Source organism: Saccharomonospora azurea NA-128, from assembly GCF_000231055.2.
In the GTDB taxonomy this organism is placed as follows: Bacteria; Actinomycetota; Actinomycetes; order Mycobacteriales; family Pseudonocardiaceae; genus Saccharomonospora; species Saccharomonospora azurea.
In genome coordinates this window covers 3,684,969-3,697,123 of the sequence record NZ_CM001466.1, presented here as the reverse complement: position 1 = coordinate 3,697,123, position 12,155 = coordinate 3,684,969, and the positions used below count along the sequence as shown (strand labels likewise).

Annotated in this window: 13 protein-coding genes; 5 read left to right on the top strand and 8 right to left on the bottom strand. The window is 71.9% G+C overall.

The window, feature by feature from the left end:
• Positions 1-365 precede the first annotated feature (365 nt).
• Complete coding sequence (locus SACAZDRAFT_RS16990) at positions 366-656, top strand: MGMT family protein (protein WP_176662467.1); 291 nt, start codon at positions 366-368, stop codon at positions 654-656.
• Between the two features lie 14 nt (positions 657-670).
• On the top strand, positions 671-1,534 hold the full coding sequence (locus tag SACAZDRAFT_RS16985; protein ID WP_005443737.1) for a siderophore-interacting protein: 864 nt from the start codon (positions 671-673) through the stop codon (positions 1,532-1,534).
• 7 nt (positions 1,535-1,541) lie between these two features.
• Here SACAZDRAFT_RS16985 and SACAZDRAFT_RS16980 read toward each other — a convergent pair whose 3' ends face one another.
• Both SACAZDRAFT_RS16980 and SACAZDRAFT_RS16975 read right to left on the bottom strand, forming a co-directional pair.
• On the bottom strand, positions 1,542-2,354 hold the full coding sequence (locus SACAZDRAFT_RS16980; RefSeq protein ID WP_005443735.1) for a uroporphyrinogen-III synthase: 813 nt from the start codon (positions 2,352-2,354) through the stop codon (positions 1,542-1,544).
• Complete coding sequence (locus SACAZDRAFT_RS16975) at positions 2,347-3,315, bottom strand: helix-turn-helix transcriptional regulator (protein WP_456300011.1); 969 nt, start codon at positions 3,313-3,315, stop codon at positions 2,347-2,349. Before SACAZDRAFT_RS16975 ends, SACAZDRAFT_RS16980 begins: the two co-directional genes overlap by 8 nt.
• A 63-nt stretch (positions 3,316-3,378) precedes the next feature.
• Here SACAZDRAFT_RS16975 and SACAZDRAFT_RS16970 point away from each other — a divergent pair, with 63 nt between their 5' ends.
• Both SACAZDRAFT_RS16970 and SACAZDRAFT_RS16965 read left to right on the top strand, forming a co-directional pair.
• Positions 3,379-3,774, top strand: coding sequence for a DUF3224 domain-containing protein (locus SACAZDRAFT_RS16970; protein ID WP_005443732.1), 396 nt, complete (start codon positions 3,379-3,381; stop codon positions 3,772-3,774).
• 39 nt (positions 3,775-3,813) lie between these two features.
• The gene (locus tag SACAZDRAFT_RS16965) at positions 3,814-4,935 is read left to right on the top strand and encodes a DNA glycosylase AlkZ-like family protein (protein ID WP_005443730.1); all 1,122 of its coding nucleotides are present in this window, start codon (positions 3,814-3,816) and stop codon (positions 4,933-4,935) included.
• 21 nt (positions 4,936-4,956) lie between these two features.
• Here SACAZDRAFT_RS16965 and SACAZDRAFT_RS16960 read toward each other — a convergent pair whose 3' ends face one another.
• The 4 genes from SACAZDRAFT_RS16960 to SACAZDRAFT_RS16945 form a co-directional block, all read right to left on the bottom strand.
• Positions 4,957-5,748 (bottom strand): TIGR02569 family protein, encoded by a 792-nt coding sequence (locus SACAZDRAFT_RS16960; protein WP_005443728.1) that lies wholly within the window; start codon positions 5,746-5,748, stop codon positions 4,957-4,959.
• Positions 5,749-5,934: 186 nt separating this feature from the next.
• Complete coding sequence (gene moeZ, locus SACAZDRAFT_RS16955) at positions 5,935-7,137, bottom strand: adenylyltransferase/sulfurtransferase MoeZ (protein WP_005443726.1); 1,203 nt, start codon at positions 7,135-7,137, stop codon at positions 5,935-5,937.
• A gap of 108 nt (positions 7,138-7,245) precedes the next feature.
• Entirely contained in the window at positions 7,246-8,292 is a 1,047-nt protein-coding gene (locus tag SACAZDRAFT_RS16950; RefSeq protein WP_157607031.1) for a DUF3152 domain-containing protein, read from the bottom strand.
• Between the two features lie 178 nt (positions 8,293-8,470).
• The gene (locus SACAZDRAFT_RS16945) at positions 8,471-9,463 is read right to left on the bottom strand and encodes an alpha/beta fold hydrolase (protein WP_005443724.1); all 993 of its coding nucleotides are present in this window, start codon (positions 9,461-9,463) and stop codon (positions 8,471-8,473) included.
• Positions 9,464-9,626: 163 nt separating this feature from the next.
• Between SACAZDRAFT_RS16945 and SACAZDRAFT_RS16940 the strand changes: the two genes are divergently transcribed.
• Complete coding sequence (locus SACAZDRAFT_RS16940; protein WP_005443723.1) at positions 9,627-10,286, top strand: TetR/AcrR family transcriptional regulator; 660 nt, start codon at positions 9,627-9,629, stop codon at positions 10,284-10,286.
• A 28-nt stretch (positions 10,287-10,314) separates the two neighbouring features.
• Here the strand turns inward: SACAZDRAFT_RS16940 and SACAZDRAFT_RS16935 are convergent, their stop codons facing one another.
• Both SACAZDRAFT_RS16935 and SACAZDRAFT_RS16930 read right to left on the bottom strand, forming a co-directional pair.
• Entirely contained in the window at positions 10,315-11,205 is an 891-nt protein-coding gene (locus tag SACAZDRAFT_RS16935; RefSeq protein ID WP_005443722.1) for an alpha/beta fold hydrolase, read from the bottom strand.
• A gap of 7 nt (positions 11,206-11,212) precedes the next feature.
• Positions 11,213-12,118, bottom strand: a complete 906-nt coding sequence (locus SACAZDRAFT_RS16930) for an AurF N-oxygenase family protein (RefSeq protein WP_005443721.1) — start codon at positions 12,116-12,118, stop codon at positions 11,213-11,215.
• Between the last annotated feature and the right edge of the window lie 37 nt (positions 12,119-12,155).

Genomic DNA, 12,155 nt, shown 5'->3' with positions numbered 1-12,155 from the left:
CCGCCGTGGCGGCGAGCAGCGTGGTCTTGCCCGTGCCAGGACCGCCGAGCACGCGGACGAACCCGCGCGGCCCGGCCTGCAGTCGGCGTGCGCCGTCGTCCCACTCCTCCGGTGGGAGCGGCCGCGCCGGGGCCCGCACGAGTCGCGCTCGGAGTCCGTTCACGCCCTGATGGAATCATGCCGCCCCGGCGCGGTGATGCAGCGTGGTGACGAGTGTTGCGTGTGGCGCCCGGCCGGGTGTCGTCGAACGACGAACACGCGTACGCGAGGAGCGGACACACGTGCGTGCCCCGCGGACACGAGACCAGGCGTACCGTGTCCGCCGTCTGCGCACGCGTGTCCGCAGTTTCGGTACGGGGGACGACATGAACGAGGAACTGCACGAACGGATCCGCGCCGTCGTCGCGTCCGTGCCGGAGGGCACCGTGGCCACCTACGGCGACGTGGCCGCACTCGCGGGCGCCTCCACTCCCCGGCTCGTGGGGCGGGTGCTCGCCGAAGACGGGCATGACCTGCCGTGGCACCGGGTACTCCGCGCCGACGGCACCCCGGCTCCCCACCTCGCGCGTGAGCAACTCGCCCGGCTCCGGGCCGAGGGAGTGCTCGCCGACGGACAGCGCGTCGACCTCCGACGGTTTCGCTGGCGGCCCCTGTAGGTTAGCCTTGCCTAATGAGCACCGAGGCGATCCGGCCACGTCTGGCCTACCTGACCGCGCACGTCCGTCACGTCCGCGCGATCACCCCCCGGCTCGTGCGAGTCACGTTCACCGGTCCAGACCTCGCACACGTCGTCGACGGCGCCCCCGACCAGTACGTGAAGGTGTTCTTCCCGACTCCCGGCACCCGAGCCCCGCAGCTTCCGCCGACGCTGGCCGACGACGCGATGTCGTGGTACCGGCGTTACCTCGCGATGCCGGACGGCGTGCGACCCGCGATGCGCACCTACACCGTCCGCCACGCGCGGCCCTGGGCCGCCGAGCTCGACATCGACTTCGTCCTGCACGACGACGCGGGCCCGGGATCGAGCTGGGCGGCGAACGCGCGTCCCGGCGACGAGGTCGCACTGCTCGGCCCGCACGGGCTCTACGACGTTCCCGCCGGAACGTCCTGGCAGCTGCTGGTGGGCGACGAGTCGGCCGTGCCGGCCATCGCGGCCATCTGCGAACGCCTGCCCGACCAGGCGAGGGCGATCGTGTTCGTCGAGGTGGCCGACGCCGCCGACGAGATTCCCCTCGCCGGGTACGGAGAACGGGTGGACGTGCGGTGGGTGCACCGCGGGGACGCACCCGTGGGCGAGGCCGTGCTGGCCGCCGTCCGGGACGCGATGCTCCCCGCGGGCGCGCCGTACGCGTGGATCTCGGGTGAGGCGAGCCTCGTCAAGCACGTGCGCCGGCACCTCGTCCGGGAGCGCGGTGTGAACAAGCGCCACATCACCTTCACCGGCTACTGGCGGCAGGGGCGCAGCGAGGAGGACGCCGGTCGCGAGCAGCTCCGCGCCCACGACCACGCCGGGGCGGGCGAGTCGGCGAGCTGAGTACCGCTCACCACCCGAGGCGCGCGACCAGCAGTTTCACCAGCGCCCCGAGCCGCTGCCGTTCGGGCACCGCGACCGGGATTCCGCGCTCGACCAGTGGCGCGGCCGTCACGGGCCCGACGCAGGCGCACAGCACCCGGCTCGCGAGCGCAGCCGCGAAAGCGTCCCGGTGGGGACTCTCGTCGGCGAGCGTCAGGAGATTCGCCGCAGCGGGGGCACTGGTGAAGGCCAAGGCGTCCACCCGTCCGTGTGCCACCGCCTCGACGAGATCGCGCGCGGGAGCCAGGTCGCCGGGCCACTGCCAGCGGTAGGGCTGCACCTCCAGCACGTCGGCGCCCCGGTCGCGCAACGCGGCCACGTGGTCGGGCAACGGCGCGCCGTGCAGTTGCACCACCACCCGCCTGTCCCGCACGTCGTCGACCCCGAGGCGGTCGAACAGCTCCTGGTTGGTCTCGCTCGCCGCCGACCAGACCTCCGACAGGCCCGCGCCCCGGACCGCGCCGGTGGCCTTCGGGCCCCGGGTGAACACGCGCGCCCGGGCCAACGACTCCCGCAGCGCGTCCGCGAGCCCCCAGCCCTCGGCGGCCTCGAACCAGCCGCGGAAACCCGCGCCCGTGGTCACCGCCACGACGTCGACGTCGGTGTTCACGACGACCTCGGTGACCGTGCGCAGCCGCTCGTCGTCGGGCAGCGGAACGATGGTGATGGTGGGCGCGTGCGTCACCGTGGCCCCGTGCCGTCGCAGCGCCGCTGCGAACTCGTTCGCACGACGTTCGGCCGTGATCCCCACGGTCACGCCCGCGAGCGGCGCCTCAGCCATACCTCTCACCCATCCTCGACACGACCTCGGACACCCGGCTGCGCAGCTCGGGCGGTGCGAGCACCTCCAGCTCCGCACCGAACCGCAGGAGCTGCCCGAGTGCGGGCGCGCCTCGTTCCACCGGCAGCTCCGCCGTCGACCAGCCGTCGGGCCCCGGCCCGGTCGCGGTCTCCCGCAACGCGCGCGCCCCGACGGCACCCAGGAAGAACGGTACGAGGTCCCGTCCCAGCGGCGACAGGCGCACCAACGCGGTGTCGGGGTAGAGCCGCTTCTCGAACCCCTCCGACCACGCCCGCCAGTACTCGGCGAGCACGAAGTCCTCGGGCCGGTCGAACGACTCCCCGAGGTCGGTGAGGGCGTCCACACGCGACACCCGGTAGGTGCGCACCGAGCCGCCGCACCGGGCGGCGAGGTACCACACACCCGCCTTCAGTACGAGCCCGAGCGCGTCGAGATCGCGCTCGACCGCGGTGTCGTCCCACCGCCGGTAGCGGACCCGGAGCCGTCGCGCGTGCCACACGGCATCGGCGATCTCCGCGAGCGCCGGCACGCGTTCGAGGTCGCGGTGCCAGCCGGGCACGTCGACGTGGAAGCGTTCGGCGAGCTCGCCCGCCCGGCGACGCAACTCGTCCGGCAGCGCGGCGGACAGTTTCAGCTGCGCCGCGGCCAGCACCGTGCCGAGCCCGAGTTCCGCGGCGGCCGCCGGCAGTCCCGCGAGCGCGAGCGCCTGTGCCTCCTCCTCCGACAGTCCCGTGAGCCGCGTGCGGTAGCCGCCCACGAGCTGGTAGGCGCCCGTGCGACCACGGTCGGCGTACACGGGCACGCCCGCCGCCGACAGCGCGTCCATGTCGCGGTAGATCGTGCGCACCGACACCTCCAGCTCGTCGGCCAGCGCCTGCGCCGTCATGCGCCCGCGGTTCTGGAGCAGCAGCACCAGCGACAACAACCTGCTCGCCCGCATGTCGCCCATTCTGCTCGAGAAAACTGACAGGAGATGGCAGGTTTCGGCGCGAGGCTGGTCGGCATGAGCACGAACACCTACACCATGACCAGCTGGGACGAGCACGTCGTCGCGGGCGACGAGACCGGCCCCCGCTACGCCCACGCCCATGCCACGTTCACCTACCAGGGCGTGATCACCGGCTCGGCGACCGTCGACTACCTCCTGTACTACGACGAGCCGACCGGCCACGGTGAGCAGCGAGCTCCGGGGTACTCCCGCATCGAGGGCAGCGTCGCGGGCCGTTCGGGCTCGTTCGTCGTCCGGCACGACGTCGCGTACTCCGACGACGGCATTTCCGACCGCTTCACCGTCGTGCCGGGATCGGCGACGGGCGAGCTCACGGGACTGACCGGCAGCGGCACGGCGGCGTCGGCCTCGCAGACGGTGCCCTACACGTTCGACTACCGCTTCGCCTGACAGCGGTCGCGGAGGTTCGACAGACTCGGGAAGGTCACGATGCTCGACATCGATCGAGACCAGGCCATGGCGTACCGGATCGCGGCGCAGGGCCTGCACCGCGACTCCGGCGCGGATCCCGTGGCACTGCGGGTGTTCGATCTCGGCGTCCAGGACGACCAGCGCGGCAGTGCGGAGCTCGCGCTGCTGGCACGCCTGGACGGAGACCCGGCGCCCGCCCCGGGCGACGACGACCGGCTGGTCCTGGCGTGGTCGCACCGGGGCGCCCCGCACTACCACCGCGCGGCCGAGTTCCGTGCGCTGATCACCACTCTCCCGCCGTGGGACGCCGCCGACGCCGCCGCCCGGCTGAGCTGGCAGCGCCGCGACCTCGCGGCGGCCGGGATGCCCGCGGACGAGGCGATCCGCACCGCCGCCCAGGCACTGCGCGACGTCGTCACGCGCACCATGACCAAGGGTGCGGCGAGCGAAGCGGTGACGAAGGTGATCCCGGACGGGCTCTCGCTGTGGTGTCGGCGCTGCCAGGCGACGCACATCCACGACCAGCTCATGCGGCTGGCCACGCCGTTGGCCGGGGTCGCGCTGGAACCGGGTTCGTCCCCCGCCACGCTGGTGCCGCTGCGTCCCCGACCGCCACTGGCGCGTCGCCCGGATCCCCGTGCGGCGGCCGAGGTGGTGAGGTCGTACCTGCGGCTGCACGGCCCGGCCACCGCCACCGAGGCCGCCGGGTTCGTCGGCACCACGAAAGCCGTGCTGACGCGCACGATGTGGCCCGACGACCTCGTGGACGTGTCGGTGGAGGGGCGGCGCGGCGCGATCCCCGCCGACGCGGTGCCGCTGCTGGAGAACCCGCCGGAGCCGAACACGGTTCGCCTGCTCCCGCCGAAGGATCCGCTGGTGCAGGCGCGGGACCGCGCCCTGCTCGTGCCGGACCCCGCGCATCGCAAGGAGGTGTGGAAGATCCTCGGGAATCCGGGCACGATCCTCGCCGACGGCGAGATCGCGGGCACGTGGCGGGCGACGAGGTCCGGCCGCCGACTGGACGTGACGATGACGGCGTTGCTGCCGCTGTCGGCGCGGGCGAGGGCGGCCGCGGAGGACGAGGCCGAGCGGGTGTGTGCGGCGCGCGGGACCGAATCGCTGCGCGTCACGTGGACGTGAGCGCGGCGAATGGGTGGAGGGCTAGAGCAGTTCGGTGACCTCACCGGCGACGCGGCGCAGGCCGTCGAGGGTGGCGGCGCTCGACCGGGGATGCAGGGCGTGCCAGGCGAGGCGGAAGAGGACGGCGCGGAGCAGGAGTTGCGACCACTCGGGCAGGTGGGACCAGTGCCGCAGCAACGTGCCGTCGGCGCCGCCCCACGCCACGGCGTCCACGGCCGCGACCGCGGCGCCCCACTCGGCGGGCCGGAAGTGCGGCACGAAACCCACCAGGGCCGGTGGCTGGTCGCCGTCGAAGAGGAGCGTGCCGAACAGTTCGGCGTGCACGAGCTGGTCGGCGCCCCACACCGGTCGACGGGACGGCGCGAGGATCTCGAACAGTCTCCCGCCCTTGGCCTCGTCGAGCTCGCGTCGTTCCTCGTCCCACGCCATGCGTTCGGCGACCGCGAAGACGTCCTGCCGGTCGTCGAGGAAGGACGGGCGTTCGAAGGTGGCGGTCGCCCGGTGCAGCCGCACCGCGGCGAGAACGGTCTCCTCCGGGCGGTGTTCGGGCGAGCCCGTCAGCAGGCGGCGCGCCCGCCAGCCGCCGACGACCCACCGCCCGTCGGTGGCGCCGATGGGGCGGGCGATCCGCAGCTCGGGCACGTCGAGTGCGGCGAGGATCCGTGACAACCACACGCCCTGCGCGCGGTCGTGTACGGGTTCCAGCACCACGTCACCGCAGCGCCAGCCCGTTCCGCCGAGCGGTTCGACGTCGGCACCGCCCAGCCCGAAGGCCCGGCGCGTGTGCTCCGGTGGCGGCGGTCCCTGAATCACGCCGAGACGGTACCCCGCCGAACTGCGAACACGCGTTCATGAACTGCGGACACGCCGGTGGGGTTCACCCCACACCGGCGTGTCCGCAGTCTGTGCACTCGTGTCCGCAGTCTGTGCACGCACCGCCCGTACGGGAAGTGCGAACATGCGTCGCTGAGCGGCGGACACGGTGCTCGGCGTCTCGGGTCAGTACGTCGGGAGGCTGGGGTCCACCTGACGCGCCCACGCCAGGACCCCGCCACCGAGGTGGCTGGCGTCGGCGAAGCCCGCCTTGTGCAGCGCCGCGAGGGCCTCCGCCGAGCGAGCACCCGACTTGCAGTGCAGCACGATCGGCTTGTCCTGCGGCAGCTCGGCCAGCGCCTCGCCGGACAGGATGCGGTCCTTCGGGATCAGCTTCGCGCCCTTGATGTTGACGATCTCGTACTCGTGCGGCTCGCGGACGTCGATCAGCTCGAAGTTCTCGCCGGCGTCGAACTTCGCCTTCAACTCCGCGGGCGTGATCGTGTGGCCGGACGCCGCCTGCTGAGCGTCGTCGGACACCACACCGCAGAACGCCTCGTAGTCGATGAGCTCGGTGATCTTGGGCGTCTCCGGGTCCTTCCGGATCTTCACCTCGCGGTAGCGCAGCTCCAGGGCGTCGTAGGTGACGAGCCGGCCCAGCAGCGGCTCACCGATGCCGGTGATGAGCTTGATCGCCTCGGTCACCATGATGGAGCCGATCGACGCGCACAGCACACCCAGCACACCGCCCTCGGCGCACGACGGCACCATGCCGGGAGGCGGGGGCTCGGGGTACAGGTCGCGGTAGTTCAGGCCCTTGCCGTTCGGCGCGTCCTCCCAGAAGACGCTCACCTGGCCCTCGAATCGGAAGATCGAGCCCCACACGTACGGCTTGCCGGCGAGCACGGCGGCGTCGTTGACGAGGTAGCGCGTGGCGAAGTTGTCCGTGCCGTCGAGGATCAGGTCGTACTGGCTGAACAGCTCCACCGCGTTCTCGGTGGTCAGCTGCTCGGTGTGCGTCACGAAGTTGACGAACGGGTTGATCTCGGCGACGGACTCCTGCGCCGAGACGGCCTTCGGCTTGCCGACGTCGGACACGCCGTGGATGACCTGGCGCTGGAGGTTCGACTCGTCCACGACGTCGAAGTCGATGACACCCAGCGTGCCGACTCCCGCCGCGGCGAGGTACAGCAGGGCGGGACTGCCCAGCCCACCGGCGCCGATGATCAGAACCTTGGCGTTCTTCAGTCGCTTCTGGCCGTCCACGCCGACATCCGGAATGATGAGGTGCCGGCTGTAGCGCGCGACTTCATCCTTGGTGAGCTCGGCGGCCGGCTCGACGAGCGGCGGAAGCGTGGCTTGCGGCGTTCCGCCCTCAGTACCAGACATCAGTCCTCCATCTCGCGCGTTCGCGGTCTGTCGCCATCTATAACCGCGCGAGAGGGCTGGGTCTTCCCGCGTCCACATCGTGGGCGGGATGTGCCGGTTGTCGACCGGTCAATCGCCCTTCGGCTGTGGCACGGGCCACGCGTTGGGCAGGCAGATCTTGCCGTCGGCGGGCACGGCGTCGCGGTCGCCACCGGGCAGGTCGTTGAGCTTGGCGACGTAGTCGTTGGCGACGCCGAAGGTCTGCTGCATCATCACCGGCGCCAGCCCGCCGTCCTTGTCGCAGCCGACGTGCCCGTTGCCGAGTGCGTGCCCGACCTCGTGGTTGACGACGTACTGCTGGTAGTTGATCATGTTGCCGCCGAACGCCTTCGCCCCGCGCACCCAGCGGGCCAGGTTGATGACGACGCGGCCGTGCGCGCTCGTGTAGCAGGACGCCTCGTACTTGATCGCGTCGCCGCAGAGTTCCTTCGTGGTGGCGGGTGAGGTCAGGCTGACGCGGAAATCCGGCTCGGGGTGGCTGTCGTCGACTCGTTGCAGTGACACGTCGCCGGTGCCCACCCAGCCCTTCCGGTCGTCCGACAGCGTGGCCTCGACGGTGGAGGCGAAGACGTCGTCGCCACCGAAGCTGCCCGGGTCGAGGCCGTCTTCCACGTCGACGGTGTAGGTGAACAGCTGCCCGGCGTCGCCCACCCGGTCGCCGCTGTCCTCGGAGAGCGGAACGGTGTGCCAGGCCCCCTGCCCGCTCTTGCTGTAGTCGCCTCCGTCGGGAAGCTCCGCGGTGGGGATGTCGAGCCGGATCTCCCCGGCGGGGATCTCGGTGGCGACGGCGGACGACTGGGCCGCCCCGCCGTCCCCTCCACCAGACGTGTCGCCGGCGGCCGAGTCGGACCCGCTCGGTGCGGCGTTCTGGGTGGTGTCCCACACGACGAGGGCGGTGACGACGAGCAGGATCGGCACGAGGTAGGCGCGCCACCCGAAGGTGGCGGTGAACTTCTTGACACCCGACCGCCGGGGGCGTTCGGGCGGGGTCGCTCCGGCGGGCTGCCACGACGCGCGCAGCGGCTCCGCCGTGCGTCGTCTGCCGAGGGCCTCCGACTCGGACTCGAACTCCGGATCGTCGTCGGCCTCCGGGGGCACCGAATCCGCCGACGACACGGACGCGCCACGGGCATCAGCAGGATCGTGACCGGCTGACGCAACGTCCCAGTCGCTGTTCCGTGCTCCTTCTGTTACCCGCTCCACGGCTTCAGAGTGCCACACTCCGGCGCGCGTCTCCGCGCGTGGCTCGACACGTTCGGCGGATCGTCCGTCGCCCGTTCGGCGGAGCCGTCCCTCACCAGTGACCGGCCTCGACGCTCTCCCACATGCCGAGCATCGCCCTCGCCACGGTCGTGGGTCGCTCCATCTGCGCGACGTGCCCCGTCCTGGGGAGGACCAGCAGCCGTGCCCGGGGAATGAGCCGCGCCGTCCGGGGAGCCCTGCGCACGGAGATGACGCGGTCCTGCGTGCCCCACACCACGAGCGTGGGAGCGCCGATGCGCGGAGCCACCGACCACAGCGATCCGGTGCCCCGGGTGAACCAGGTGCGGAAGATCTCCAGTGTGCTGCGCGACATCGCGCGCTCGGCCCAGTCGTAGGCGACGCGGGCACCGTGTTCCTCGACCAGCTCGTCGAAGCGATGGGCGGGGAACGCGGACGGGTCGGCGAAACACAGGCGGATGACCTGCTCGGCCCGCTGCCGCGGCGTCATGGCCGCGAGCTGCCGTCGGGCCCGCTTGCCCAGCACGGGAAGGTACGCGAGCGCCAGCCTGGGGTCGGACAACCGGCGCGGGTCGGGGCGGAGGTCGGGGACGGCCGGTGAGACGAGGGTCAACGTGCGCACGAGCTCGGGCCGGTGCGCGGCGACGAGCATGGAGATCGCCCCGCCCATCGAGTTGCCGACGAGGTGCACCGGCGCGTCGGTGTGCTCGGACAGGTAGTCGGCGAGCACACCCGCGTGCGCGGCGAGGCTGAAGGGGAAGCCGTCGATCGGCTCCGAGAAGCCGAATCCGGGCAGGTCGAGGGCGTGTCCCGACGCGTGACCGGCGAGAAGTGCGCCGAGGTCCGTCCAGTTGGTCGACGAGCCGCCGAGCCCGTGCACGTAGACCACCGTGGCAGACTGGTCCGCCGGAGACACCGGCGACACAACAGCGCCGTCAGCGCCGCCAGCGCCGCCGCCGACGGTGCGCCGCACGTACAGCTCCAGCTCACCCACCCGCCGGGTCTCCCCGGGCCAGGGGCCGGACGTGCGGTCGAGATCGGCGAGCGGTGTGGTGGACAGCGGCACGTGGGTCAGCGGTGGCCGGGCAGCCGGTCCAGCGGATGTCAGGCTTCTGGGTGAACCAGTGCGTGTTTCGGACACAGTGACAGCATGCCTGACGCCCCTGGCGCTTGGCGTGCGGTACGTACCCACGAGTAGTGTTCGGTGGGACGCACGACTGGAGGCGGGGATGACGGAGACGGGACAGGCACAGCAGGTCTCGGATGAGGCGAACGCGACACCGCTCGGCCGCGGTGTCCGGCTTCCGCGGACGGAGCGCCGCGCGCAGTTGCTGGCTGCCGCGCAGGAGGTGTTCGCGGCCAACGGCTACCACGCGGCGGCCATGGACGACATCGCCGAGCGTGCCGGAGTGAGCAAACCCGTCCTCTACCAGCACTTTCCCGGCAAGCTCGACCTCTACATCGCGTTGCTGGAAAGCCACGTCGACAACCTGGTGAACGCCGTGCAGCAGGCGCTGGCGTCCACCACCGACAACAAGCAACGCGTCCGCAACGCGGTCGGCGCGTTTTTCGAGTTCGTCAACGGCGACGCGGGCGCGTTCCGCATGGTCTTCGAGTCGGACCTGCGCGGCGAGCCCGACGTGCAGGAGGCCGTGGACAGGGCGACGACGGCCAGCGTCGACGCCATCACCGAGACGATCACGGCCGACGCGGGCCTCGACGAGGAGAAGGCGCGACTGCTCGCCGTCGGGCTCGTCGGGATGAGTCAGGTCGGAGCCCGGTTCTGGCTGGCCAACAGCTCGATGTCGCAGGAAGAGGCCGTGTCCCTGATCTCGACGCTCGCCTGGCGCGGGATCGGTGCCGGGTTCCCTCTCTCCGGTCGTGACTGACCGGAGAGAGGGAACGGTTCCGGCTCCCTCAGGCGGCCGGTGACGTCGCCGCCACCCGGCACAGCGTCGCGATCTCCTCGGCGACCTCGGTCGCCCGTTCCTGCGGCAGCATGTGCCCCGCTCCGGGGCACAGCACGAGTCTGCCTTCGTGCAGCTCGTCGGCGATGGCGCGGGCGTGGCGGGTGGTGCAGAGCCGGTCGGCCGTGCCCGACATGACCACGCCGGGGGTGTCGCGCAGCACCGACAACGCCGTCGTGCGGTCGTGCAGGCCGATCTCGGTCTGGAACGCTCCCACGCTCGCCGGGTGGGCGCGCAGCAGCTGGTCGGCCACCATCGCGACGTCGGCGGGGCGGGGCCTGCGGCCGAAGACCAGCCACCGGGCACCCAGCCTCGCCGCGGTCCGGCTGAGCGGGAGCCGGTCGCGGCGGTAGCGGGTGAGCATTCCGGCGAGCCTGCGCTCGACCCGGTGCGCGAGGGCTCCCCACACGCCGGGCAGCCCCAGGGTCACCCGGCTCATGTGCGAGCACGCGGTGGACACGAATGCGGTGCCCTCGACGCGAGCACGCACCAGCTCCGGGTACCGGTCCGCCAGCGCCATGATCGTCATGCCGCCCATGGAGTGGCCCGCGAGCACGAGCCGCCCGGTGGGGGCGACGGCCTCGACCACCTCGACGAGGTCGTCGGCCAGCCGGTCGATGGTCGCGGTGCCCGGCGCCGGCGGCGCCGACGCCCCGTGGCCCCGCAGGTCGTAGCGCACCCACCGGACCCCGGGCGGCAGCAGTGGGAGGACGCGGTCCCAGGTCCGGCGGTCCTGCGTCCACCCGTGTACGAGCACGACGGTGATATCGGCGTCGGCGGGACCGTCCTCCTCGACGGCCAGAACGGTCCCGTCCGCCATGGTCAGATCGCGTGCCTTCACCGTTCGCTCACCGCGCCCCGAGCAGGAACGAACGCCGCCACCAGGGCATCCCGGGCGCACCGACGAGACCGACCTCGTCGAGGAAGCCCATGATGCGCTCGCCGGTGTACCGGATGGTCTCCTGCCAGTACGGGTTCGCCTCGGCGGCCCGCTGTCCGTCCCTCGGCCGGATGCCGACGGCCTTGTACACGTTGGGGTTGATCAGGCTGTGGGTGATCTCGTTCGAGACCACCGCGAGGAGCCACTGCTGGTACGCGCGCTCCGGCCCCCGGAGCGTGCTCATCCGGCGCTTGACCTCCTCGCGCGCGAACGTCACGTGCCGGGCCTCCTCCAGCACGTGGATGCGGTTCACCATGCGCACGAGGGGCTGGATGTCGGGGTCGTTCATCTGCTCGCGCTGCAGCCGGTCGAGGATCTCCTCGGCCACGAGGATCGACCCGTACATGGCGGGGCCGTAGGCGAGCACGTTGAGCAGCTTGCCGAGCCGCTTGCGCCAGGGCACCGGACCGTAGTGCGGGCAGCCGACGCGGTCACTGAAGCGGGCGAACATCGTCGAGTGGCGGCACTCGTCCGCGATCTCCGTCAACGCGTACTGGGCGAACTCGGTCGTGGGGTCGGCGTCGTAGACCTCCTTGAGCAGCATCTGCATGAGGAGCACCTCGAACCAGATGCCGTTGGTGGCGATGCTCGCGAGCTCGTGCTTGCCGAGTTCGATGCGCTGCTCGGGCGTGAGGCGGTCCCACAGCTGCGTGCCGTAGAGGCTGGAGCGCTCCTCGGGCAGGTAGCGCTTGCCCTCGACCAGCGGCGCGTCCCAGTCGATGTCGATCTCGGGGTCGTAGAACTTGTTGGCCGACGACCTCAGCAGCCGCTGGGCGGTCTTCTCGCGGCTCGACTCCGTCACGGCGCGCGTCATCGCGGCCCACCACCTTCCCCTTGATGTAACTTCCGGT

Coding starts and splice junctions, on each gene's coding strand:
- SACAZDRAFT_RS16980 (WP_005443735.1), bottom strand. CDS start 2,354: ATGGCTGAGGCGCCGCTCGCGGGCGTGACCGTGGGGATCACGGCCGAA.
- SACAZDRAFT_RS16985 (WP_005443737.1), top strand. CDS start 671: ATGAGCACCGAGGCGATCCGGCCACGTCTGGCCTACCTGACCGCGCAC.
- SACAZDRAFT_RS16930 (WP_005443721.1), bottom strand. CDS start 12,118: ATGACGCGCGCCGTGACGGAGTCGAGCCGCGAGAAGACCGCCCAGCGG.
- SACAZDRAFT_RS16940 (WP_005443723.1), top strand. CDS start 9,627: ATGACGGAGACGGGACAGGCACAGCAGGTCTCGGATGAGGCGAACGCG.
- moeZ (WP_005443726.1), bottom strand. CDS start 7,137: ATGTCTGGTACTGAGGGCGGAACGCCGCAAGCCACGCTTCCGCCGCTC.
- SACAZDRAFT_RS16990 (WP_176662467.1), top strand. CDS start 366: ATGAACGAGGAACTGCACGAACGGATCCGCGCCGTCGTCGCGTCCGTG.
- SACAZDRAFT_RS16970 (WP_005443732.1), top strand. CDS start 3,379: ATGAGCACGAACACCTACACCATGACCAGCTGGGACGAGCACGTCGTC.
- SACAZDRAFT_RS16975 (WP_456300011.1), bottom strand. CDS start 3,315: ATGCGGGCGAGCAGGTTGTTGTCGCTGGTGCTGCTGCTCCAGAACCGC.
- SACAZDRAFT_RS16965 (WP_005443730.1), top strand. CDS start 3,814: ATGCTCGACATCGATCGAGACCAGGCCATGGCGTACCGGATCGCGGCG.